General features: G+C 55.6%; 24 protein-coding genes. 11 read left to right on the forward strand and 13 right to left on the reverse strand.

The annotated features are described in order from the left end of the window. Positions 1–76: 76 nt before the first annotated feature. Entirely contained in the window at positions 77–2,152 is a 2,076-nt protein-coding gene (locus TH468_RS16735; protein WP_085645737.1) for a methyl-accepting chemotaxis protein, read from the forward strand. Between the two features lie 405 nt (positions 2,153–2,557). Here TH468_RS16735 and TH468_RS16740 read toward each other — a convergent pair whose 3' ends face one another. After that, positions 2,558–3,727, reverse strand: a complete 1,170-nt coding sequence (locus TH468_RS16740) for an MFS transporter (protein ID WP_085645738.1) — start codon at positions 3,725–3,727, stop codon at positions 2,558–2,560. A 259-nt stretch (positions 3,728–3,986) separates the two neighbouring features. Here TH468_RS16740 and TH468_RS16745 point away from each other — a divergent pair, with 259 nt between their 5' ends. From TH468_RS16745 to TH468_RS16755, 3 genes are read left to right on the forward strand one after another with little or no spacing between them, the layout of a single operon-like run. Further along, on the forward strand, positions 3,987–4,982 hold the full coding sequence (locus TH468_RS16745; RefSeq protein ID WP_210402258.1) for an L-threonylcarbamoyladenylate synthase: 996 nt from the start codon (positions 3,987–3,989) through the stop codon (positions 4,980–4,982). A 34-nt stretch (positions 4,983–5,016) separates the two neighbouring features. Next, positions 5,017–6,432 carry an FAD-binding oxidoreductase gene (locus tag TH468_RS16750; RefSeq protein ID WP_085645739.1) on the forward strand — a complete coding sequence of 472 codons (1,416 nt, stop codon included), beginning with the start codon at positions 5,017–5,019 and terminating at the stop codon, positions 6,430–6,432. A gap of 38 nt (positions 6,433–6,470) precedes the next feature. Beyond that, a complete protein-coding gene (locus tag TH468_RS16755; RefSeq protein ID WP_085645740.1) occupies positions 6,471–7,220 on the forward strand; it encodes a DUF4336 domain-containing protein in 750 nt (249 codons plus the stop codon). Between the two features lie 52 nt (positions 7,221–7,272). Here TH468_RS16755 and TH468_RS16760 read toward each other — a convergent pair whose 3' ends face one another. The 6 genes from TH468_RS16760 to TH468_RS16785 all read right to left on the reverse strand — a co-directional run bounded on the left by TH468_RS16760 (position 7,273) and on the right by TH468_RS16785 (position 13,607). Beyond that, positions 7,273–8,127, reverse strand: a complete 855-nt coding sequence (locus TH468_RS16760; protein ID WP_085645741.1) for a 5'-nucleotidase, lipoprotein e(P4) family — start codon at positions 8,125–8,127, stop codon at positions 7,273–7,275. Positions 8,128–8,319: 192 nt separating this feature from the next. After that, on the reverse strand, positions 8,320–8,634 hold the full coding sequence (locus TH468_RS16765; protein WP_085645742.1) for an acylphosphatase: 315 nt from the start codon (positions 8,632–8,634) through the stop codon (positions 8,320–8,322). Between the two features lie 37 nt (positions 8,635–8,671). Next, positions 8,672–9,031: a DUF1244 domain-containing protein gene (locus TH468_RS16770; protein WP_062952521.1), complete on the reverse strand. Its 360-nt coding sequence runs from the start codon at positions 9,029–9,031 to the stop codon at positions 8,672–8,674. Between the two features lie 16 nt (positions 9,032–9,047). After that, positions 9,048–9,797 (reverse strand): HAD family hydrolase, encoded by a 750-nt coding sequence (locus tag TH468_RS16775; RefSeq protein ID WP_062958934.1) that lies wholly within the window; start codon positions 9,795–9,797, stop codon positions 9,048–9,050. 241 nt (positions 9,798–10,038) lie between these two features. After that, the gene (gene accC / locus TH468_RS16780) at positions 10,039–12,045 is read right to left on the reverse strand and encodes an acetyl-CoA carboxylase biotin carboxylase subunit (RefSeq protein ID WP_085645743.1); all 2,007 of its coding nucleotides are present in this window, start codon (positions 12,043–12,045) and stop codon (positions 10,039–10,041) included. Between the two features lie 29 nt (positions 12,046–12,074). Further along, complete coding sequence (locus TH468_RS16785) at positions 12,075–13,607, reverse strand: acyl-CoA carboxylase subunit beta (RefSeq protein WP_085645744.1); 1,533 nt, start codon at positions 13,605–13,607, stop codon at positions 12,075–12,077. A 307-nt stretch (positions 13,608–13,914) separates the two neighbouring features. Between TH468_RS16785 and TH468_RS16790 the strand changes: the two genes are divergently transcribed. After that, positions 13,915–14,892, forward strand: a complete 978-nt coding sequence (locus TH468_RS16790) for an ABC transporter ATP-binding protein (protein ID WP_085645745.1) — start codon at positions 13,915–13,917, stop codon at positions 14,890–14,892. Between the two features lie 16 nt (positions 14,893–14,908). Here the strand turns inward: TH468_RS16790 and TH468_RS16795 are convergent, their stop codons facing one another. Continuing rightward, positions 14,909–15,628: an ATP12 family chaperone protein gene (locus TH468_RS16795; protein ID WP_246832371.1), complete on the reverse strand. Its 720-nt coding sequence runs from the start codon at positions 15,626–15,628 to the stop codon at positions 14,909–14,911. A 265-nt stretch (positions 15,629–15,893) separates the two neighbouring features. Here TH468_RS16795 and TH468_RS16800 point away from each other — a divergent pair, with 265 nt between their 5' ends. From TH468_RS16800 to TH468_RS16810, 3 genes are all read left to right on the forward strand, one after another. Then, positions 15,894–16,916 (forward strand): ABC transporter substrate-binding protein, encoded by a 1,023-nt coding sequence (locus TH468_RS16800; protein WP_085645780.1) that lies wholly within the window; start codon positions 15,894–15,896, stop codon positions 16,914–16,916. A 77-nt stretch (positions 16,917–16,993) separates the two neighbouring features. Continuing rightward, positions 16,994–17,788, forward strand: coding sequence for an ABC transporter ATP-binding protein (locus tag TH468_RS16805; protein ID WP_085645747.1), 795 nt, complete (start codon positions 16,994–16,996; stop codon positions 17,786–17,788). A gap of 18 nt (positions 17,789–17,806) precedes the next feature. Continuing rightward, positions 17,807–18,577, forward strand: a complete 771-nt coding sequence (locus tag TH468_RS16810) for an ABC transporter permease (protein ID WP_007091468.1) — start codon at positions 17,807–17,809, stop codon at positions 18,575–18,577. Positions 18,578–18,657: 80 nt separating this feature from the next. Here the strand turns inward: TH468_RS16810 and TH468_RS16815 are convergent, their stop codons facing one another. After that, on the reverse strand, positions 18,658–19,482 hold the full coding sequence (locus TH468_RS16815) for a dienelactone hydrolase family protein (RefSeq protein WP_085645748.1): 825 nt from the start codon (positions 19,480–19,482) through the stop codon (positions 18,658–18,660). 279 nt (positions 19,483–19,761) lie between these two features. Here TH468_RS16815 and TH468_RS16820 point away from each other — a divergent pair, with 279 nt between their 5' ends. Continuing rightward, complete coding sequence (locus tag TH468_RS16820) at positions 19,762–20,376, forward strand: HAD family phosphatase (RefSeq protein ID WP_085645749.1); 615 nt, start codon at positions 19,762–19,764, stop codon at positions 20,374–20,376. Between the two features lie 6 nt (positions 20,377–20,382). On the opposite strand, the gene TH468_RS16825 is transcribed toward TH468_RS16820, so the two are convergent. Both TH468_RS16825 and TH468_RS16830 read right to left on the reverse strand, forming a co-directional pair. After that, the gene (locus TH468_RS16825) at positions 20,383–20,868 is read right to left on the reverse strand and encodes an SRPBCC domain-containing protein (RefSeq protein WP_085645750.1); all 486 of its coding nucleotides are present in this window, start codon (positions 20,866–20,868) and stop codon (positions 20,383–20,385) included. Further along, positions 20,858–21,556, reverse strand: coding sequence for an HAD-IA family hydrolase (locus TH468_RS16830; protein ID WP_085645751.1), 699 nt, complete (start codon positions 21,554–21,556; stop codon positions 20,858–20,860). The genes TH468_RS16825 and TH468_RS16830 overlap by 11 nt, the downstream gene beginning before the upstream one ends. Positions 21,557–21,759: 203 nt before the next feature. On the opposite strand from TH468_RS16830, the gene TH468_RS16835 reads away from it, so the two are divergent. Beyond that, on the forward strand, positions 21,760–22,032 hold the full coding sequence (locus tag TH468_RS16835) for a hypothetical protein (protein ID WP_085645781.1): 273 nt from the start codon (positions 21,760–21,762) through the stop codon (positions 22,030–22,032). A gap of 92 nt (positions 22,033–22,124) precedes the next feature. Here the strand turns inward: TH468_RS16835 and TH468_RS16840 are convergent, their stop codons facing one another. Together TH468_RS16840 and crcB are read right to left on the reverse strand one after the other, a co-directional pair. Continuing rightward, positions 22,125–23,222 carry an RluA family pseudouridine synthase gene (locus tag TH468_RS16840; RefSeq protein ID WP_085645752.1) on the reverse strand — a complete coding sequence of 366 codons (1,098 nt, stop codon included), beginning with the start codon at positions 23,220–23,222 and terminating at the stop codon, positions 22,125–22,127. After that, complete coding sequence (gene crcB, locus TH468_RS16845) at positions 23,219–23,611, reverse strand: fluoride efflux transporter CrcB (protein WP_085645753.1); 393 nt, start codon at positions 23,609–23,611, stop codon at positions 23,219–23,221. The genes TH468_RS16840 and crcB overlap by 4 nt, the downstream gene beginning before the upstream one ends. Positions 23,612–23,778: 167 nt before the next feature. Between crcB and TH468_RS16850 the strand changes: the two genes are divergently transcribed. After that, positions 23,779–24,330 carry a DUF4823 domain-containing protein gene (locus tag TH468_RS16850; RefSeq protein ID WP_139834746.1) on the forward strand — a complete coding sequence of 184 codons (552 nt, stop codon included), beginning with the start codon at positions 23,779–23,781 and terminating at the stop codon, positions 24,328–24,330. The last annotated feature ends 5 nt before the right edge of the window (positions 24,331–24,335 follow it).

The raw sequence follows: 24,335 nt of genomic DNA on the forward strand, positions 1-24,335 counted from the left end.
GCGGCACAAACTGTATAACACCGAAAAATCGCTATACGTTTGAGTTGAGATATTCCCCCTTTGGGAGAGAACTTTGATGTTCCGGAATTCAATTTCGCGCCTGATCATTTCCTTGCAGAGCCTTTTGCTGATTGGCTTTGTCAGTGTTACCGGCGTTCTGGCATTTGTCAGCTGGCGTGCATCGGACAATGCATCGGAAATTCTAAATGCAACCCGCGCAGATCAGCTGCTGTTTTCCGCTGTCCTTGGCGTCAGGCAGCAGATTTCCAGCACCCAGACCGCGTTAGTGTCGCAAGACGACCCAACCGCGGCCTTTGCCGAGACACGCGCGATTGCCGACCAGAGTTTTGACACCGCCATGACGGCTCTTGAAGATGTCGAGGTCGACGGGGTTGATAAATATATTTCCGACCTTCAATCCGCGTGGGCAGAACAGAACCGCCTTGAAGAAAATATTGATGCACTGGCAAAGCGGCCCAAAGACCAGCGCAGCGTCCCCGAAGTCAAGGAATGGTCAGATTCAGTCCGCAACGTCGTTGACACCATTCTGGGTGTATCGCTTGCGGTTGGAAATGATGTTCGGCTGCTTGATCCGTTTGTCGGCGAAATGATCCAGGTTCGCCGGGCGGCATGGATGGTACGCGACAAGTTTGGCAGCCAATGTTCGCTTTTGCGTCCGAATGTCTCGAAAAACGAGCCGTTAAGCCCCGAATCCTTCGCACGTTGGAACCAGCTTAAGGGCGGTTATCAGCTTATGTGGGACGAGATTGATTCCGTCATGGCCCGCCCGGGCATTCCACAGCGTCTTTTAAATGAAGTAAAAGCAGCTGAAAGCGCGACGGCTTCAGCACAGACGCAGCTCGATGCCCTTTATACCGGTTTGAATGGTGGCACGGCACCAGCCATGCCGCCGACCGAATATACAGCCCTTTGCAATGGGCCGTTTGACCAGATTGTTGAAATCGGTCACACCGCCATGAAAGAGGCCGTGTTAAGTGCGGAAAGCAAAAAAGCATCGGCAAATATCGGGCTTGTGACCGTCAGCATCGGGCTTGTCATCGCCCTTGGGCTTTCGGCGATTGCGATTGCATCCGTGCTACGGCGTTTTTCAACCCCGATTGGCCATCTTATGGTCGATGTCGAACGCCTGTCACAGGCTGATTATAAAACCAAGGTCACGGAAACCGGCACCCCTGACGAGCTGGGTCGTCTGGCGGAGGCCCTTGAAGAGTTGCGCAAAAATGCGTTGCAGACCGAAGAACTGAGACAGGCACAGCAAAGAGCCCAGCAGGAGCAAATCGAGAAAGGCAAGAAACTGGCCGAGGCGGTCAGTGCATTCGAACAAGGATCAGCAAGGATCGTGCAGGCCGTTCGCCATGCATCGGGGGATATGCAGGGCAATGCTGAACAATTGTCCACCATTGCCGAAAACACCGATCAGCGCACACAGGTTGTTGCCAAGGCATCGGGCGAGGCATCGGGCAATGTGCAGACCGTTGCCGCCGCGTCCGAAGAACTGAGCGCCTCAATCATCGAAGTCAATCAGCAGATCAATGGATCATCACGCATGGCCAATGATGCAGTTGACGAAGTTGAACAAACCAATCAATCGTTCTCGGACCTTAAGGAAGCGGCCGAAAAGATTGGCGAGGTTGTCGAGCTTATTCAGAATATCGCATCGCAGACCAACCTTCTGGCGTTGAATGCGACGATTGAGGCGGCAAGAGCCGGCGACGCGGGCAAGGGTTTTGCCGTGGTCGCCAACGAGGTCAAAACCCTTGCCACCCAGACGCACAAGGCAACCGAGGAAATTTCGGGCCAGATTGGCGGCATGCAAACCGCCGTTGGGCTTTGCATTGAAGCGATTACCGGGATCGGCACCAAAATCCACACCATCAACGAGGCGATTTCGGCGATTGCCGCAGCCACCGAAGAACAATCTTCGGCAACGCAGGAAATTGCCCGAAATGTCCAGCATGCCGCGACCGGCACATCAGAGGTTTCAGATAACATTGCGTCTGTGACCGAGATGGCCCGCGATACACGGCAAATGTCCGCCGAAGTCCTGAAAGCATCGTCAGAGCTTTCAAGTCAGGCGGATGCCCTTGGACGGGAGGTTGAAGAATTCCTGTCCCGGGTCAGAGGCATCTAATTGATCCGATGCCTCCAAGCAACGTCAGATAGAAAAACCGGGCAGCGGCCTTATGCACGCTGCCCGATTTTTTGGTGACGAAAGCAGCTATGCTCCCTCGAAAATCATTTCGCGAACGCGGCATCAAAACGAATAGCAAAGCCCGATCAGTAGTTTGCCATTGATGCGCTGCAACGGGCATCAGCCGCTATTTCATAGCCTATATCAAAAGAGCTAAACACCGCAGTTTTATTGACTTTGAGCGTATTTTTTGCTATACAATCTTTATCGCCACACAACGTGTAGGTGACGTAAATAGCCGCCGGAATCACGGCGACGCGGTCCGGGTCACTGCTGCAGGGCGACCACCGGGCTAGAGCGTAAAATGGAGCCGCCATCAAGATGGCGGCTCTGCGCTGTTTGGGGTTAGGTTCCCGGTGCCGGTGTGGCCCGGCGCATCATCAAAAGCAGTACCGAAATCCCCGCCGAAAGCAAAACCAGAACCGGCAGGGCCCAGTTCCCGATCATCACCAGAAGCGACGTCCCCGCCGACGGGCCAACAATGGCCCCCAGCGTATAGCTTTGCGAGACGATCACCAGAACGCCGATCTGATATCCCTGCCCCCGGCCACTGGCCGCGATCAGGACGGCAGCGGTATAAAGCCCCGCCACCGCAATCCCCAATGCGAACTGAATGACAGCGGCAAAGATGCCATATCCGGCAAGCGCCATCGGCACCGCCCCCGCCAGAAGCAACCCGAAGCACAGCCATGCCAGTTTGATCGGGCCGCTTTTATCGGAAACATAGCCGACAAGCGGCTGGCAGATCGTACAGCCAAACACAAATATTGCCGCCATCCAGAGGCCGGCATCGGCAAGCCCGGTGTCGCGTTGCGATTGCAACGGCAGGACCGACAAAAAGCAGATTTCGACAAACCCTGCGACAAAGGCAATCAGCACCAGATCCCAATGATCGATCCAGCGCCGGAAAGCTGCCCCGGCCCCCTTTTGGGTCGATGCCATTTCAATGCGCGGCATGGCAAAGGCACAGAAAAGCGGAATGATGGCCGCCGCAAGGGCGATGCCCGACATGACGAATGCGTCATCCCCAAACCAGCCAATCAGGATCGGCCCCAGAACTATGCCAAGCCCCATCAGGGTTTCATGAAAACCAACCACCCGGCCAACTTTATGGCGCGGAGCCAGTTGCACGATCAAGCCGTCACACACCACCCACCGCAGGATCAGCCCCACCCCGGCAAACAGGGTTGCCGGCAGGACAAGGGCCGATTGCGGCGCAAACATCACCACGACAATCAGTATGAAGAATGACAGGCCGCTGATCAGAAGCGGGATGAAAGGATGGGTTTTGCGCAAAACCGCCGCCACAAAGAACCCGCCGATCAGATCGGCAATCCAGTAAAGCGACAGCATCATGCCGCCATGCCGTTCCCCCAGCCCGGCATTGGTCAGTGCCAGGGGTAAAAGCGTATCGATCACGCCGATCTGGATGATCTGCGAAACAAAGGACGCCAGATTAATCAGCGCCAGCGGTATGGCAATTTTCGGCGGAATGGATGGCATGTGCAAAGGCATAAAAGGCCCTCCTTGCGATGGATTACACCGTTTCGAGGACCTGTGCGGGTGTTTGCAGCAGGCCGGATATCAGGGATGCAGGCTTTGACACGCACCACGTGCGAACCCGGATCAATCATCGGGTTCTTCCTGCGACCGACACCCTAAACCGGGACGATCATTCGATCAATCCAAACAGCGATAAAGTCGGTTCCAGCTTGTCATTAAGCCCTATCGTCGCTAGGTATTTCACAAGGCTATATTTTTTATGGAATGCTTGATGTCCCCGGCTTTGACGATCCGCCCCTATTCCGAAGGTGCCCTGACACAGGCCGCGGCCAAGTTGCGCGCGGGCGAGCTTGTCGCGTTTCCGACCGAAACGGTTTACGGGCTGGGTGCGGATGCCACCAATGACGATGCGGTTGCGGGCATTTTTGCCGCCAAGCAACGGCCAAGCTTCAACCCGCTGATCAGCCATTTCCCTGATCGCGATGCCGCCGCCAGACATGCGATTTTTGATGCGCGTGCCGATAAACTTGCAGCGGCATTCTGGCCCGGTGCGCTGACGCTTGTTTTGCCCAAACGTGATGACAGCACGGTTTCGCACCTGACCACCGCCGGACTGCCAAGCATCGCGGTGCGTGTCCCCGCACATGACATGGCACGCGCATTATTACGTGCGGTCGGTCGACCGATTGCAGCACCTTCGGCCAACCGATCCGGGCGGATCAGCCCGACGACGGCGGCCCATGTGGCAGCATCCCTTGGCAATGCGATTGGCATGATCTTGGATGGCGGGCCGTGCGGGGTTGGCCTTGAAAGCACGGTGATTGATCTTACCACCGATCAGGTGGTGATGCTGCGCCCCGGCGGGATTACGCGTGATCAGGTGGCGCAAGTTCTGGGATGCGACGTCGTGATGGCCGAAACGGACGACAATGCGCCTAAAAGCCCCGGCATGCTGACCAGCCATTATGCACCCGGCCTTCCGGTGCGGCTGAATGCCGATGCGCCGGATCAGAAGAAATACGGCCATGAAATATTGCTGGCCTTTGGCGATTGCGTGACCAAGGGGTTTGACAAGGTCCTGTGGCTTTCGAAAACCGGTGATGACCGCGAAGCCGCCGCCAACCTGTTTGCCAAACTGCACGAAGCCGATCAGCCGCGCTTTGACGGGATCGCGATTGCGCCGATCCCCGATACCGGTCTTGGGCTTGCGATCAATGACCGGATGAAACGCGCCAGCGCGCCCCGCGCCCTTCATCCGACCCCGTAATTCTTCCAACGTCATCCGAGCGGAAAACAGCCCCATGCACATCCTGCCCGCCAGCGCGATCAAGGAACTTCAGGATGCCCTTGGCCCGAAAGGCTGGAGCATGGAGTCCGATATTCTGGCCACGCACAATGCCGAGGCCCGCGGCAAGTTTGCCGGTGATGCGGGCATGGTACTTTATCCGGCCAATACCGACGAAGTCGCCAAATGTGTCGCGATCTGTGCAACGCATGGCATTGCGATTGTGCCCCAGGGCGGCAATACCGGGCGATGCGGCGGCGCGGTTGCCAATGCGGCCGAGGTGATCCTGAACCTGAAGCGGATGAACCGGATCATCGAAATCGATGCCCGCGATTTCACTGCAACGGTCGAGGCCGGTGCGATCCTGCAAACCTTGCAGGATGCGGCAGGCGACCGTGACCTTCTTTTCCCCCTAAGCCTTGGGTCGGAGGGTTCCTGCCAGATTGGCGGCAATCTTGCGACCAATGCGGGCGGGCTGAACGTCATTCGTTATGGCAATGCGCGCGATCTGGTTCTGGGGCTTGAAGTCGTTCTGCCCGATGGCAGCGTGTGGAACGGCCTGTCGTCCCTGCGCAAGGACAATACCGGTTATGATCTGCGCGATCTGTTTGTCGGGTCCGAAGGCACCCTTGGCATTATCACCAAGGCAACGCTGAAACTGTTTCCCAAGCCGCGCCATGTCGCGACCGCGTGGGTGGCTGTCCCCAGCCCCGATGCCGCCCTTGATCTTCTGGCGCTTGCACGGCGTGAAAGCGGTGATGCGATTGCCGCGTTCGAGCTGTTGTGCGGCTTTGCCCATGATATGGCAGTCGCCCATTTGCCGGGGCTATCCGCCCCGCTTGCCGCCCCCTCGGACTGGTATGTGATGATCGAACTGACCTCGTCGCGGCCCAAGGATGACCTGAACGAGGTTCTAAGCGACCTTCTCGAAAGCGCCCTTGAGGCAGGCCTTGCCAGCGATGCGACATTGGCACAGTCCGAGGCCCAGCGCGCCAATCTTTGGGCGATCCGCGAAGGCATCCCCGAGGCACAGGGGTTTGAAGGCGGCAGCATCAAGCATGATGTTTCGGTTCCGGTTTCCAGGGTGCCGGAATTGCTGACACGCGGCATGGCCGCAGCCGGTGATTTCATTCCGGGCATTCGCCCCTGCCCGTTTGGCCATGTCGGCGATGGCAATATCCATTTCAACTTCACCCAGCCGGTCGAGATGGAAAAACAGGCGTTTCTCGATTGCTGGGAAACGTTAAACCGCCTGATCCATGACATTGTTGCCGATCTTGGCGGATCGATCAGTGCCGAACATGGCATTGGCAAGCTGAAGCTTGATGAACTGGCCCGCTATGCCAGCCCGGAAAAGATGAAATTATTGCGCGTGGTCAAGGATGCGATTGATCCAGATGGTATGCTCAACCCCGGCAAGATCGTGAAATAGCCCCAAAAGCCAGCGACCCCATCCCAAAAAGGTCCGCGATGTTTTCGATTGATACCTATGATCCGCTAAACGTTCCCAAGGCCGTCGGGGACGATATCTGGATCGTGGATGGCCCGGTGATCGGGTTTCAGTATCTCGGCATGAAACTGCCGTTTCCGACCCGGATGACGATCATCCGGCTGGCGTCAGGCAAGCTGTTTATCCATTCACCGATCCGTTTGACGGCGAGGCTCAAGGCCCGTGTTGATGCACTGGGCGAAGTTGCCTGCCTGATTGCACCCAACACCATTCATTATGCCGGAGTGCCGGAATGGCAGGCGGCCTATCCGGCAGCGCAAAGTTTCTGTGCGCCCGGTGTGATCAAACGCGCGAAATCGGTCGGCATGACGGTATCGTTTGATGCCGAACTTGCCGATACTGCCGAACCGGAATGGGCGGATGAAATCAAACAGGTGATGGTGCGCGGCGGTTATTTGTCCGAGGCGGTATTTTACCACCCGAAATCAAACACCCTGATCCTGACCGACCTGATCGAGAATTTCGAATCCCACAAGATCAAAAGCCCGATCTGGCGGTGGCTGGTCCGGATATTTGGCTCGATGGATCCGGATGGCTGCGCGCCGCGCGATATGCGCATGACCTTTGCCGGACACAGGGAAAGTCTTCGCAAGGCGGTAAATCAGATGATCGACTGGGCACCGGAACGGGTGATTATCGCGCATGGCCGCTGGTACGATCACAACGGCACCGCCGAGCTTAAACGCGCATTCCGCTGGGTCATGAAATAAGGGGCGCGCCGATCATGGCACGCCCCCTTTCTATCGTCAGATACGAAAGAAATTATTCTTTCGGGCCGGACCAGCTATTGAGCGCGTCAAGCTTGTCCTGACGGCGGGCTTCGGGGGATTTTTTCCAGTCATTGCCGAATGCCGCGGATTCCCATGACCCATAGGTCGGGTTCGGCAGCATGAACCAGCGTTCACCCCAATAGGTCGCGTATTTGTCCATGACTTCAAGGCGTTCGTCGATGGAGCCGTCAATATCGTCGGTGAAATCGCCGAAGTTATCGCCAAACATCATGATGACACGGAAATCAGCCGCAACGGCCGCACGGCGGGTGGCCTTGGCGGAACCCCATTCTTCCTTTTCACCGCGCACCATCACATGGTCCGCATCGGCGTAAGGGAAACCGTATTCCTGGAGGTTTTTGATGGTCGCGGCTTCTTCGGCAGCCTTGCGGTTGGTGACATAGAAGACTTCAACGCCCTTGTCAGCCGCGGCCTTGGTCAGTTCCAGCGCGCCCGGCGTCGGGGTTGAAATCGCATCTTCGACAAATGCCGCCCAGGTTTTGGAGCTGTAAGACGTATTGGCCGTCACAACCCATGACTGATAGGCCGAGTTATCGAGCACGGTTTCATCAACATCAAGGATGATCGCCGGCGGCTTGGCGGAATAATTGCCATCCTGTTCAAGGGCCGCGGTCCAGCCATGATCCCCAATCGCGGCATCGAGAAGACGCTGCGCACCGGCATAAACCGAAAGGGCGGTGGTTTTGTATTCGACCGAGGTCTGATACCAAAGCGACGCGTTCAGACCGTCATTCTGTGCCGGTTCCTGTGCCTGTGCGCCAAACGCGCCAAAGGCCGAACCCGCCAGAAGAACGGCAACGCCAAATGATTTCGTCGTCAATTTCATCTTTGTATTCTCCCTGTTTGGTTCCCGATCCGGCCTGCACACACCCGATACGCAAAATAGCGGGCTGACCAGCCGGACAGGATTGCAAGAGCATGCCACCGCACCGCACCAAAGAAAAAGCCTTTTTCTGCATCGGGGCGGAAAAAGGCTTTGAACGCGATTGGATAAAGGCGCCAATCCGGCGGCCCGCAGTCAGACAGTCGGGCGTTTTTCAAAAGTGGTGAACCCGTCTTCAAGCCCGGGTTCCTCATGCACGCGGGTGACATTGGCATGCGTCGGGCCGTCATGACAGGCGGCAATCATGGATTGCACCCCGGCCACCGGGCCACAAAACAGAGCTTCGACCGTGCCATCCACACGGTTGCGCACCCAGCCGGTCAGATCACGCTTGCGCGCTTCCTCGACCGTCCAGGCGCGATACCACACGCCCTGCACCCGGCCTTCAATCCGGGCATGAACGGAAATGTTTCCGGTGCCGGTTTGCGGGTCGGGTTCGGTGGTGGTCATGACAACATCCTTTGATGTGATGTTTACTTCGCGACTTTTATTTCGCGCCGGGGATATTGGCGTGCAGATGGGCGGTGTCCTGAAACTTCTGTTTCTGTTCGGCGCTTGCCGGAGCCTGATGATTGTCTTTCCATTCATCATAGGTCATGCCGTAAACGACTTCTCGCGCACCATCATAATCCATCGGAACGCTGCGTTCACGTGCCGCTGCCAGATACCATTTGGCAAGGCAGTTTCGGCAGAAACCCGCAAGGTTCATCAGATCGATATTCTGCACATCCTTGCGGTCCTGAAGATGCTGCACAAGCCCGCGAAAGGCTGCGGCTTCAAGTTCCAGCTTGGTCTGCGGATCAAGATTTGCCGCAGGGCCATTGGCAAGGGATGCTTCGGTCGACATTTCCGAACCGGCGCAATCAGACATTTTCCATACTCCCGACCGTGCCATAGGCAGGCAGGTCCTCTTCAAGTTTCTCGATGCTTTCGGGCACCTCGGCGATGCTTTCGACCGTGACGAAATGATCATTATCGATTTCCGTCTGATCGACCATTTCGTGGACCCATGTGATTTCATAGGGAATGTGGATCGCAGACCCGCCGCACGCAAGGACGGGCAGGATGTCGGACTTTAACGAGTTGCCGATCATCACCGCCTCGGATGGCTCCACACCATAGCGGCCAAAGATATTGCGATAGGTCAGCGGGTCCTTTTCCGACACGATCTCGACCCCGGCAAACAGGCTTTCGAGGCCGGAACGCTCGATTTTAAGCTGCTGGGCGATCAAATCGCCCTTGGTGATCAGGACAACCTTGCGATCCGGATGGGCGGCATAATGGCGCAAAACATCCTCGGCCCCTTCAATAAGGCGGGTCGGCGCGCGCAGCATCGATTTGCCGATTTCGGCCAGTTCATGAATTTCGGCCGCACTTATTTTCTTGTCGGAAAGTTCGATCGCGGTTTCGATCATCGACAGGGTAAAGCCCGTGATGCCGTATCCATAGATCGAAAGATTGGCCAGTTCCGCCTGATAGAGCCGATCATTCACCGTATCGGCATCGCCATAATGCGAAAGCATTTCGCGCAGGCGGATATGGGCGTCACGAAACAGCGGTTCGTTGTGCCACAGCGTATCGTCGCCATCAAAGGCAATCAGTTTATAGGTCATTCCAAGCCCTCGTTTCTTGTTATTGGATGGCCATGTCAAAGAATTGGGCCTCAATCCGCGACCATAGGTTAGCCGGAAATCGCCGTAAAGCCCCGTTTTCTGTATTTAATATGCGTTGCAACTGTTCGAAAGGGGTTGCAAACCCGTCCGATCGAACAGGTATGAAACAAAAAGCGCCGGGGGAATGTTCCCCCGACGCCGATCACGTTTCAGTCAATGCCCGATCAGATCACGACCCGGCCTAGGCTGCCTCGTCTTTTTCAAACTCGATGATGATCGCATCCACCGAAAGGTTCGCGCCCTGCTCGGCATGGATTTTTTTGACCACGCCTTTGCTTTCGGCCTTCAGCACGTTTTCCATTTTCATGGCCTCAAGGATGCAAAGTTCCTCGCCCGGCTGGACGGTCTGGCCCTCGGTGACCGATACCTTGACGAGCAGCCCCGGCATCGGGGACAGCAGGAAGTTTGACATGTCCGGCGGCGCCTTGAACGGCATCAGTTTTTGCAATTCTGCCACGCGGGGCAGCATCACCTTGAAGCTGCGCTGGATGCCGTTGGCCGACAGGCGATAGCCGACACCCTCGACATCGATCTGCACGCAGACCGGCGCACCGTCAATTTCGCCGACAAACAGCGCATCGCCGATTTTCCAGTCGGATGAAACGCCATAACTGCGATCCCCGATGGCAACGATATAGTCATTGTTAACACCGTCAATTTCGATATCGAACGCGGTGTGATCATCGCCCGATACCGCGACCCAGCTTTCGGCAACCTGCAACGGATGATCGCTGACCTGCCCGGTCACCCGCGCATTGCGTTCCGCCACCCGCTGATTGAGGTATCCGGCAACAACCACCAGCATCGCCGGATCATCGTTGGGCAGATCATCGGCAGAAAAGCCGTTGGGATATTCTTCGGCGATGAAATTGGTGGTGATATTGCCTGACCGGAACCGTTTATTGGCCATGACGGCGGCAACAAACGGGATATTGTGCGAAATACCGCGAATGTAATAGGCATCAAGGGCGGCCCGCATTTCCGCAATCGCATCATCACGGGTTTCGCCGTAAGTCACGAGCTTGGCGACCATCGGGTCGTAATACATCGAAATCTCGCCGCCTTCATAGACACCGGTATCGACACGCACCGATGCGCTTTCAGCCGGGGGCTGATACCGCACCAGACGCCCGGTAGAAGGCAGGAATTCACGGAACGGGTCTTCGGCGTAAATGCGGGTTTCCATCGCCCATCCGGTCAGCTTGACGTCATCCTGCGCGAGCGTCAGCTTTTCGTCATTGGCGATTTTGATCATCCATTCCACAAGATCCTCGCCGGTCACCAGCTCGGTCACCGGATGTTCGACCTGAAGACGGGTGTTCATTTCAAGGAAGTAGAAGTTCTTGTCCTTATCGACGATGAATTCCACCGTCCCGGCAGAGCAGTAATTCACCGCATGCGCCAGTGCCACGGCCTGTTCACCCATCGCCTTGCGGGTTTCAGGGTCGATAAAGGGTGACGGCGCTTCTTCGACGACTTTCTGATGACGGCGCTGAATCGAACATTCGCGTTCGCCAAGGTAAATGCCGTGACCATGTTTATCGCAAAGCACCTGAATTTCGATATGGCGCGGTTCTTCGACGAATTTTTCGATAAAGACGCGATCATCGCCAAACGAGCTTGCGGCTTCTGACGTGGCGCGTTCGAACCCTTCGCGGCATTCGGCATCGTTGCGCGCAATGCGCATGCCCTTGCCACCACCACCAGCCGACGCCTTCAACATCACCGGATAGCCGACATCATTAGCAATTTTGATCGCCTCGTCGGTGTCCTTGATCACGCCCATATAGCCCGGAACGGTGGAAACACCGGCATCAGAAGCGATTTTCTTGGACGTAATCTTATCACCCATCGCGGCAATCGCGCCGACCGGCGGGCCGATGAAGGCGATTTTGGCGGCATCAAGCGCCTTGGCGAATGCCTGATTTTCCGAAAGGAACCCATAGCCGGGATGGACGGCCTCGGCCCCGGTGGATTTGCAGGCATCGATGATTTTATCAATCACCAGATAGGACTGGTTGGATGGCGCCGGGCCGATATGCACGGCTTCGTCGGCCATCTGCACATGCAGGGCATTTTTATCGGCATCGGAATAAACCGCGACCGTGGCAATGCCCATTTTGCGGGCTGATTTGATCACGCGGCAGGCAATTTCACCGCGGTTGGCAATCAGGATTTTCTTGAACATATTGTTTGCTCCCAATTTGACGTCGCGGGTTAAAGCGGAATGTTGCCGTGCTTGCGGGCCGGGTTTTTGATGTCCTTGTTGCGCAGCATGCCAAGCGCCTTGCACACGCGGCGGCGCGTGCCATGCGGCATGATGACATCATCAATGAAGCCCTTGCGCCCCGCGACAAACGGGTTGGCAAATTTTTCGCGGTATTCTTCGGTGCGGGCCTCGATCTTGGCCGGGTCGTTCATATCGGCCCTGAAAATGATTTCCACCGCGCCCTTTGGCCCCATCACCGCGATTTCGGCGGTCGGCCAGGCATAGTTGACATCACCGCGCAGATGTTTGGACGCCATCACGTCGTACGCACCGCCATAAGCCTTGCGCGTAATCACGGTGACCTTTGGCACCGTCGCCTCGGCATAGGCATAAAGCAGTTTGGCACCGTGCTTGATGATGCCGCCATATTCCTGTGCGGTGCCCGGCATGAAGCCCGGCACATCGACAAAGGTGACAATCGGAATGTTATAGGCATCACAGAACCGTACAAACCGCGCGGCCTTTTTCGAGGATGCAATATCAAGGCAACCGGCCAGAACCATCGGCTGATTGGCAACGATACCAACCGTGCGGCCATCCATGCGCGCCATACCGATAATGATGTTTTTGGCATGATCGGGCTGAATTTCATAAAAGTCGCCTTCATCCACGACCTTTGTGATCAGTTCCTTCATGTCATAGGGCATGTTGGGATTTTCAGGGACCAGCGTATCAAGCGAGAAATCATCGCGCATGATCGGGTCTTCGCACAGACGTGCGGGCGGCTTTTCCTTATTGGATAGCGGCAGGAAATCCATGAAACGGCGGGTCTGCAATAGCAGATCAACATCGTTTTCAAACGCCAGATCGGCCACACCGGAAATGCTGGTATGGGTCATCGCCCCGCCAAGTTCCTCGTGGGTGACTTCCTCGTGCGTCACGGTCTTGACCACGTCCGGGCCGGTCACGAACATGTATGAACTGTCCTTGACCATGAAAATGAAGTCGGTCATGGCCGGGCTATAGACCGCCCCGCCCGCGCACGGCCCCATGATCAGGGAAATCTGCGGGATAACACCGGATGCCTCGACATTGCGCTGGAACACATCGGCATAACCGGCAAGGCTTTCGACACCTTCCTGAATACGCGCACCGCCGGAATCGTTAAGCCCGATCACCGGTGCGCCGACTTTCATCGCCTGATCCATGATCTTGCAGATCTTGCGTGCATGCGCCCCCGAAAGCGCACCACCGAACACGGTGAAATCCTGTGAAAAGACAAACACCAGACGGCCATTGATCGTGCCATGCCCGGTGACCACGCCATCGCCCGGAATGCGGTTTTCGGTCATACCGAAATCAACGCAATCATGTTCGACAAACATGTCCCATTCCTCGAACGAGCCTTCGTCAAGAAGCACATCAAGCCGTTCGCGCGCGGTCAGTTTGCCCTTGGCATGCTGATTGTCGATGCGGCGCTGGCCGCCGCCCATGGCCGCCTCTACGCGTTTGGCTTCGAGCTTGGCGATAATATCCTGCATATTGCGTGATCCTTATTTTGGGCCGCCCGGAATGCATTCATGACGATGGTCATGCCGGTGATGCAATCTGAATGATGAATTGAAATAGCATTATTCGGTACTGGAATGCCAATTATTTTTCACAGTCTGGTACAGGAACAAAATGGCCCGCAAAGGCCTGATTTCCCTAACGTCATTGCGATATGTGTGGGCGGGCTGGTCTAAAGTCTAGAAGCCGGTCGGGAAATTCCGGCATTTCGAACGGTGCGGGCACCAAACGGGTTCTGGCGCGTTAAGGCCTTATGATATCCACCAGAACGGTCCTTTCATGAATCTGTTTCGCATCCGCCCGCACGAGCCGAAATCCACCGGCGATGATCGCCCTGCGCAATCCTTATGGCGTTATATCTGGCTGATGAGCGGCCGGCACCAGATCGTTGTCTGCCTGATTGCCATATCGGTTGCCGTCCTTGGCATTGTGCCGCTGGAACTGCAACGCAGGCTTGTCGATGATGCGATCAGCAAACAGGACATGTCGCTTCTGACCGTGCTGGCGGTGATCTATCTGGCGGTGGTGCTGGTGCAGTCGGCAGCCAAATTCACGCTTCGGATTTACGAAGGCTGGCTCAGTGAAAGTGCGATCCGTCATAACCGCCGCCATCTCAGCCGCCTTTACGCCGAAGACCGCACCGGCAATGGCGAAGGCGAAAACGGTCGGGCGGTATCGATCATCGGATCGGAAATCGAAAAACTCGGCGGGTTTGTGGGCGATGGCCTTTCGCAGCCGGTCGTCAATGCCGGGATGCTGATTTTCGGGATCGGCTATATGGTCAGTGTCGAGCCGATCATTGGTCTGATCGGCATTCTTGCCCTGATCCCGCAAATCGCACTGGTGCCCGTCATTCAAAAACAGATCAACCGGCTGATTGAAAAGCGCGTGGAAAAAATGCGCGAAATCAGCGACGAGCTAAGCGAACTCCACCCCGGCGAAGATGACGATCACAAGGAACTTCTGGATCCGATCCATCGCGGCATCAGTTATCTTTATAACAACCGCATGTGGTTTTTCATCCTCAAGTTCGGGATGAAAACCCTGATCAATCTGCTGAATGCCCTTGCCCCGCTTTGCGTGCTGGTCGTCGGTGGTTATCTTGCGATCAAGGGCGAAACATCGGTCGGGATTATTGTCGCCTTCATTTCCGGCTTTGACCGGATGTCATCACCAATGCGCGAATTGCTGTCCTATTACCGGATGGCGGCACAGGCAGCCGTACAGCACAGAATGATCGCGAAATGGATGAATTGATCAGGGCAACGAATGTTTATCGCTGCCCGATCAGATCAAGATACCGCCCCGCGGCCAGCAGTTCGGCCCGATGACGTTCGCGGCGCGCGACGGCTTCGGCGTCGGCCCCCCAATGTTCGATGGAATAGTTTTCATCAAGCTGGGAAACTTCAAACGCCTGTTCGGCACTGATCCGGCGCCGCAGGGTTGCCAGACCGATGATGACCGATCCCGAAACCGTCGTCAGGGTGTGAAGGGCTGTCAGATGGTAATCATCAAGCGCCTCGACCTCGTCCTGTATGCGCAGAAGGGCCTCGTCTTCCTGCGTGATCGGCATGACGCCCTCGGTCACTTTCAGCGAAATACCCAGTTCATGATGCGCCCAGTCAATTAACGGCTGCCATGCTTCGGCCTGCTGGCGCACAAGATCATCGGGGAAAGATGCGCGATAGCATAACAGGTCAGACCGGCCAAACCCGGTCAGCTCCGCAATCACCGCAAACCGGTGCGGGCGCACCCGGTCAATCGCGGTCGCGGCCAGTTGCATGATCGGCATCGTGGTCGGCAGAACCTTTTCGCCCTGCGCATCCCATTCAGCCGCAATTTCATGCGCCAGCCGTTCGGCGGGCAATACGAATTCGGCCTTGGACGGCGATTTTACAGGCCTTCCGTCCAGATGAATACGCCAGCCCTGCGCATCTTCGTCGCGCACGGCTTCGGCTTTTTTATAAAAACGGTTGATCGATTTTGTAAGCATGATGGCGATATGCCCAAATCCGTTTCCATGTGCAAGCGATTTGATGGGACCGCCATCTTCAAAGGCGATTATCAATAATTACTGTATAATTTTTGGTCAATTTACCCCATTGACCATTTATTAAACAACCGTACTCTGCCCGTAACGGTCCCTTCATATCAGGAAAACCGAGAAAAAAGGGATTTGGCACAGGCATTGCTGTGCGATCAGGGGTATCATTCGGTCAATGGGTCGTCAAAAAGACCCGAAACAGGAGGCTTCATTAATGGTGAGACTTAAAGCGCGACTACTTGGCGCGACCGTCGGCATTGCCGTTGCACTTGGTGCGCAATCCGCCATGGCCCAGATGGCGATCAAATTCACACTCGACTGGAAATTCGAAGGCCCGGCAGCACCCTATGTGCTGGCAAAGAAAAAGGGCTATTTCGACGATGAAGGCCTTGATGTCACGATTGATTCCGGCAACGGCTCGGTTGGTTCGATCACACGCGTTGCCAGTGGCGCCTATGATGTCGGATTTGCCGATATCAACTCGATGCTGGAATTCAATGCATCGAACCCCGATCGCGCGATGAAGTCGATCTTCATGGTTTATGACCGCCCGCCCTTCTCGCTTTTCATGCTGAAAAAAAGCGGCATCACCAACCCAGAAGACCTGATTGGCAAAACGCTTGGCGCGCCGGTGTTCGATGCATCACGCAAGCTGTTCCCGGCCTTTGCACAGGCAACCGGGCTTAAGCTTGATGACGTCAAATGGGAAAGCATGGACCCGCCGCTGCGCGAACCGATGCTGGTGCGTGGTGACGTGGATGCGATCACGGGGCACTATTTCACGTCGATCCTGAACCTTCAGGCACAGGGCATTTCAAAGGATGACCTGACCGTTTTCAAATATTTCGATTACGGCATGGATTTCTATGGCAATGCGATGATCGCATCGGCCGACATGATGGAAAACCATCCGGAAGAACTGCGTGCGTTCCTGCGTGCGGTCGTCAAGGGATGGCGTGATGCGATTGCCAACCCCGAAGAAGCCATTGCAGCACTTAAGGAAACCGATCCGCTGATTGACCCGGCCCTTGAATTGCAGCGCCTTCAGATGACGATTGATGACAACGTCGTCACCGAAGTAACCCTTAAAGAAGGCATGGGCCAGATCAAGACTGATCGCATGAACAAGGCGATTGATCAGGTCAGCCTGGCATTTGGCATTGAAAACAAGCCGAGTGTTGCGGACATCTTCACCGACATTTTCATGCCCGGTGAAAAAGACCGGATGCTGAAATAACCGGCACTTCAGACCACGCAAACGGGGCCGGGCAAACCGGCCCCGATACATAATAAATCATCAGGATACGCAGGGGGATGACTGCCGTGTCGAAAAGCTTTGTCGAACTCGACAATGTCCGGCTTCGTTACAGCGAAGGTGACGATCTGGCATTGGAAACAACAAACATGAAGATCAACAAGGGCGAATTCATTGCCGTTGTCGGTCCTTCGGGATGTGGCAAGTCATCGCTGCTGAAACTGGTATCGGGATTGATGCCCCCCAGCGAAGGCACGGTTATCGTCGATAACAAGGAAGTTTCCGGGCCGCTCAAGATCGTCGGCATGGCATTCCAGAACCCGACCCTTCTGCCATGGCGCACGACCCTTGATAACGTCCTGCTGCCGATGGAAATCGTCAAACCGCATCGCAACCGCCTGCGCAAGCATCGGACCGAATATGAAGACCGCGCGCGAAAGCTTCTGGCCAGTGTCGGGCTTGCCGGGCACGAAGACAAATACCCGTGGGAATTGTCAGGCGGGATGCAGCAACGCGCATCGCTTTGCCGGTCGCTGATCCATGAACCCGATCTTCTGATGCTGGACGAGCCGTTCGGTGCCCTTGATGCCTTCACCCGCGAAGAGCTTTGGGACATCCTGCAAAATCTTTGGATGGTGCGGCCCTTTACAGTGATCCTGGTGACCCATGATCTGCGCGAAGCAGCCTATCTCGCCGATACGATTTATGTGATGTCCAAGCGCCCGGGTACGATTTTGGTCCAGCGTGAAAACACCCTACCCCGCCCGCGCGATCAGGAAACGACATTCACGCAGCCCTTCACCGATCTGGTCCACGAATTGCGCAGTCACATCCGTGACGTGCGCGCGGCATAAGGGAAGGTTGAAAGCATCATGGCCAAGAAAAAAGACCTCTCCAAAGCCACTCCCTGGATCAGTGCAATCGGGCTTTTCGTGATCTGGGAACTGATTGTCCGGATTTTCAATATTCCGGTCTATATCCTGCCGACACCGTCGGAAAGCATCATGGTCGGCTGGGATTTCCGCGGTGCGATCTGGATGCATGCGGTTCATACGCTTTATACGACCCTGGCGGGCTTTGCCATTGCGGTTGTGTTTGGCGTGGTTCTGGGCGCGCTTGTCGGGTCCAGCAAGGCGGTTTATGACGCGGCCAACCCGCTTCTGGTCGGGTTCAATTCGGTGCCAAAGGTGGCACTGGTCCCGGTTCTTGTCATGTGGTTTGGCATCGGTACGGTGCCCGCGATCATCACCGCATTCCTGATTTCGTTCTTCCCGATTGTGGTCAATGTGGCGACGGGACTGGCAACGCTTGAACCCGAATTGCGCGATGTGTTGCGATCCCTTGGCGCGACCCGGCGCGATATTCTGGTCAAGGTCGGCTTCCCTCGCGCCATGCCCTATTTCTTTGCATCGCTCAAGGTTGCGATCACGCTGGCCTTTGTCGGTTCGGTGATTTCCGAAACCGTCGCATCAAACCTTGGTGTTGGCTATCTGATGTTGTCGGCATCATCGAAATTCAACATGCCGCTGGTGTTTGCCGGGTTGCTGGTGATCGCGGTGATGGGGATTGCGATGTACGAGCTGTTTAACATCATCGAACGCCGGTCCACCAAATGGGCCAATCGCGGAAATCCGACCAATTAAGAGCTTCGTCGCACCGCTTGGGCACACAAAAGGCCGGGAAAACCCCGGCCTTTTGATGTTCTGGCGATTGCGATAAAGCCTTAGGACAGATGGGCGTCAAAGAAACCCATCGTGCGTTCCCACGCCAGTTTGGCATCCTCGGCGTCATAACGGCCACCGGTCGGATTGGCAAAGGCGTGGTCGGCCTCGTACCAGAAAATCTGGTAATCGGTTTTCCCGGCTTCCTTGAGGGATTCCTCGAACCCGTTGACCATCGATTTGTTGATGCTTTTATCAAGGGTGCCGAAATGCCCCATCAGCGGCGCGTTCAGGGTTGAAACCTGCTCGGCGGTCTTTTTGACATTGCCGTAATAGACAACAACCGCATCGACATCGGCGGCAAGCGCGGTATTGAGCGACCAGCCACCACCAAAGCACCAGCCAACCGTTCCCACCTTGCCGGTTGAATCCTTGTGATTTTTAAGGAATTTGACGGCTTCCTGCAATTTTTCGGTGGCAATCGCCGGATTGACCCCCGACATCAGCGCCTTTGCGCCGTCGGCCGTGGTTGCGGGTGGCTTGCCATACAGATCAACCGCAAGCGCGATATAACCCTGCTTGGCATATTCTGCCGCAACCGCGCGGATCTGATCATTAAGGCCCCACCATTCATGGATCAGAATGACGGTCGGGGCCGGAAGGGTTGCCGGCATGGCGATTTCGGCGGTCATTTTTTCCCCGCCCGGCGTAGTGATGGTCACGGGGGACAATGTCGATCCGGCGGCATGGGCCAAAATCGGATCGGCCAGAATAACCGCAAGCGGCAAGGCAACCGCGCCTTTAAGGAACAGACGACGATCTTCATCCGTGGCCTTCGGCGGCGGGCCGAGATGGTCGTTTACGCCACATCCGTCAAGCGTGCACATATTCAAGCCTCCTCTGTCTTGTTACGATCAGGCGTTTTATCAGGTTGCATTTGGCATGATGCTCTTCGCGTCTTCATTTCGCAAGAAGCGAAGAATTTGCAAATCACACTCGCGTCATAAATCCCTGTCACCCCAAAGAGTACGCACTCAAACCCGTTACAGATCAACCCTTTGTACCGGCATCCTGGCAATTGTCATGCAAATGTCCCCTTGCCCTGTCTGCTGTTGCCTGCTTTAACAGCCAAACGTCGATCCTGTTCCCAATCATCCGAGGAAATCATGCGTACTATCGAAACGGTTCTTTTTGATCTGGGCGGCGTTCTGGTCGATTGGGACCCACGGCATCTGTATCGCAAGATTTTCACCGACCCGGCCGAAATGGAACGTTTCCTGACCGAAATCTGTCATCCGCACTGGAATTTCCTGCATGACAAGGGTGCGCTTCGCTTTGCCAAATCGATCCCCGATCTTCAGCATCGCTATCCGGAATATAGCGACCAGATCGCGGCATGGATGGACCGCTGGCCGGAAATGATGAAGGGGTCGATTGACCGCACCGTTCATATCCTTGAAGAACTGAAATCACGCGGCAATGTACGTTTGTTTGCGCTGACCAACTGGTCGGCGGATACATGGCCGCACGCGATTGAACGGTTCGGTTTCCTGAGCCATTTCGAAGGCATTCTGGTATCGGGTCAGGAAAAACTGGCCAAGCCCGATCCACAGATTTTCGATCTGACGGCCGCACGCTTCAAACTTGATCCGCGCCAGACCCTGTTTATCGATGACAGTGAAAAGAACATTCAGCAGGCGCGCGAAATGGGCTTTGCCACCCACTGGTTCCGCGATCCGATCCGCCTGCGCCGTGACCTGATGGAATATGGCCTGCTTTAAAAGCAGTCAGTGGCGCTTGGCCGTCAGGTAATTGGCAAAGCACTGTTCGAAAACATATTTCCAGCCGCTTTCATAGCCGTCGCGGACCATCGGGGCGATTTCGCCCAGATTTTTCCAGTCCCAATGCTTGAGCCGGATCACACAGCGGCCAAAGGCATTCTGTTCGAACGTGACGCTGATGCGGGTATAGGCCCCCTCTTCCCAGCCGGGATGCCAGGTAAAGGCAATATGCTCGCCCGCCTGCCAGATATCGACAGTGCCCCAGACCACCGGATCGCGGCCCTTGGCATGTTCGACAATCTTGCCACCAAGGCCCGGATTGATTTCGACCAATTTGCAGTTTTCACGCGCTAGCGAATGGCTGTCGGTCGGCCACCAATTGCCAAAGCCATTGGTGAATGCCTCGAACGCGTATTCCGGTTCGACCGGAACGGTGATTTCCACCCGGATCGGTTTCAGATCGTCATCTTTGTGATCGGCTTCAGGCAGCATCGCGGCCAGTTCCCCACATGGTTTCCAGCAATCCGGGCAGCTGATCGAAATGATCAATCACGGCATGCGCCCCGGCATTGTTCAGCGTTTCAATATCGTGATACCCCCAACTGACACCAATCGACAGCATCCCCGCCGCCCGGCCCATTTCGATATCATAGGCGGTATCGCCAATGATCACCGCGTTGGGTGCATCCACGCCGGTTTCATCCATGGCGGCGTGCAACATCGACGGATGGGGTTTCGACGGATGATTGTCGCATGTCTGAAGGGTAACGAACCGGCCTTCAAGTGCGTTGCGCGCCAGCACGGCATCAAGCCCGCGACGCGCCTTGCCCGTCGCAACGCCCAAAAGCCAGTTGCGTGTGTCAAGTTCGGCCAGCATTTCGCGCACACCGGGGAAAAGCGGCTCGTAAAAATCCGGGGTCTGGCGCAATTCAAAGAATGCCGCCTTATAGGCCGCGGTGACACCTTCAATAATTGCGTCATCGATCATGCCCGGTGCTGCAAGCTTGCGGATCGCTTCAGGCAGGCTCAGACCGATGATGGTACGTGTCTTTTCAAGGCCGGGGCAATCAAGGTCATGTGCGGCAAAGGCATGATCCATGCAATGCGCAATCGCGTGCTGGCTATCAACCAGCGTACCGTCACAATCAAATACCACAAGCCTGAGCGGATCGTTCGCCATCAAAAGTCATCCAGTTCTGTTCATATCGCGGCGGAGATTATTCCAAAGTCCGCCAAAGATCGAGTCTCTAGCCCATGCAAAGTCGACGCATTTTTTGCTCTGCGGCAAGCAATGGAAACCAATGGTAAATTTCAACACACTTTCGAACACCCCAAGGTAGGATTAGGATGCTTCTGTTAGCACGCAAACTGCGGAGGCTGAACATGCTCACACTTCGGGACTGCATCGATTTCAGCGATCTGAGCGAGGAGGAAATCCTCGCGATTGCCGAGTGTGAACACATCCCCCTTCTGACCGCCCTTGAGGAAGGCGAAAGCATGGTGCACACCCCACGGGGGCGCAAACGGATTGCTATTATGATCAAAAGCCAGGCGGAAATGTGCGAACGTACGGGAAATACGGTCCATGCCCAACATCTGCGCCGGGTTCATGATGCGTTTATCAACCGTTTCGGCAAAGTGGTGACGCGCCCTTAAACGCAACAAACGATTGTCATCAACCGTTGACAGGGACGAAAAAGCCGACGCACTGCGTCGGCTTTTCGCGTTTCGGAGGCTGCGCCTACCCGTTATCTTTTCCGCAACCGGGATGGCTTTGCCTTGGGCTTCGGTTTGATTTCCTTTTCCCGGTGGATTTCCGGGGTCAGGAATTTGGTCGGCGTTTTCGGATCGAAATTAAGCGCTTTGATGGTTGCGCTGAAATGTTCGGGCACCGGGGCCTCGATCACGACACGATGACCAGTCACCGGATGGGGAAAATCAATCGCACGCGCATGCAGATGCATCTGGTTTGACAGACCATCAAGAAACGCTTTGGCCCCGCCATATTTACCATCGCCAAGGATCGGGCATTCCATCGCCTGACAATGTGCGCGCAGTTGGTGGGTACGACCGGTTAGCGGCGACAGGGCAAGCCACGCCGCACGACGTCCGGCACGGGCCAACTGACGATAGATCGTCTGGGCCGATTTGCCCTCTTTTTCGTCGATCACCATCTTTTCACCGCCCTTGCCGCCATGTTTGGCAAGCGGCGCATCAATCAGGCCTTCGCGTTCATCCGGGGCACCGGTAACAATCGCCCAATAAAGTTTGCGCGTGGTTTTATCCTTGAACGCCTTGGTCAGGGCATTGGCCGCCGATGCCGAACGTGCCAGCAACAGAACACCACTGGTGTCCTTATCAAGACGGTGCACCAGTTTGGGGCGTTCCTTGCTATCAAGTTTCAGCGCATCAAGCATGCCATCAACATGCAGGTCAGTATTGGTCCCGCCCTGCACGGCAAGTCCCGCTGGCTTGTTGATCGCCAGAACCACCTCGTCATAGAAAATGACGGAATCGCGCAGCGCCTGAAGTTCTTCCTCGGTCGCATCGGACTTGGTCGGGCCGGACTTCACATGCTGGGCCGCATTGGCCGCATCGTAATTGCCCTCCGCCCATGGCCCCATCCCGCCGCCAGACATGACCGGCGCGGGCGGCACACGGACTTCCTGACCGGGCTCAAGGCGCTGACCGGCCTTGGCACGTTTGCCATCCACACGGATCTGACCACCCCGCAGGAACTTCTGAACCTGCCCAAAGGTAAATTCCGGGCAGTTCCGTTTGAACCAGCGATCCAGCCGCATTTCGGCTTCGTCATTCTTAACCTTGCGCAGAGTGACGCCACTCATTGCAGAACTCCCCTTACCAGCGCGATTGCGCCAAACAATGCTGCGATGCCAACGCAGACCGAAACCGCGACATAAAGGCCCGAAAGGCCGATATTACCGCGTTCATATAAGGTCGCGACATCAAGCGAAAAAGTAGAAAACGTTGTAAACGCCCCCAAAAAGCCCGTCACAAGGAAGGCCCGCATTTCAGGACTAAGCGACAGTTTAAGCGCCGAAAGTTCGATCAAAAGTCCCATGACAAAAGACCCGACGATATTGACCGTCAACGTCCCCCAGGGAAATCCATGACCCAGTGTTGCCCCCATCAGGGCCGAAACACCATATCGGGCAACCGCCCCGATAGCCCCGCCCAATGCGATGGATGCGATAAACAACGGTGAAAATTGCATGGCGCGGAACCTAGTCTTTCAGTTCTGAAAAGTCACGTGTGAAAACATCATGGGCGGGTCGCATGTGATAACCAGCTGATTTCGAGATATCACAAGTTGCCTTCTTGCCTGAAAACCTATTTCTCTTTTATTAGTCCTATCTACTTAAGATTGAGGGGAGACGAAAAGTGAAATTAAGACAGGCAAAGTTGCTGCTCATCGCCGGACTGACATTAATGCTCGGAGCTTGTTCGAGCAAATACCGTGTGGATAACCACGAAGTAATGACCACCGTGCCGCCCGGCAGTTCATATTACGTCATGTTGCCGAAAGATGGCATTTACGGAGAAACGAACTACAACAATTCCGGTCAAATGCTGGTTCAAGTTGTTCGCAATAAACTAAGCCCCTTCAGCAGCAGGATTATCTCGGCCTCTACAGTAGAAACTCGTGAAACAGCGTTTGCAAGCGCGGCAAAAGATGACCTTGATTATCTGATCGAACCCGAAATTCTGCATTGGGAAGATCGCGCAACCGAATGGTCAGGACGTCCGGATCGCATCACAATCAAATACCAGGCCTTTGATGTGCGAACACAGGCCATGCTTCTGACAACCACCAGAAGCGCTAGCAGCAAATGGGCATCCTTAGGAGGAGACCATCCACAGGATCTTTTGCCGGTTCCTACCGAAGAATTTGTAGCCGCTTTGCTCGGAAAATCGACCGATATCGAAAAGTAATCCAA

It is taken from the genome of Thalassospira sp. MCCC 1A03138, assembly GCF_002115785.1.
Classification (GTDB): Bacteria; Pseudomonadota; Alphaproteobacteria; order Rhodospirillales; family Thalassospiraceae; genus Thalassospira.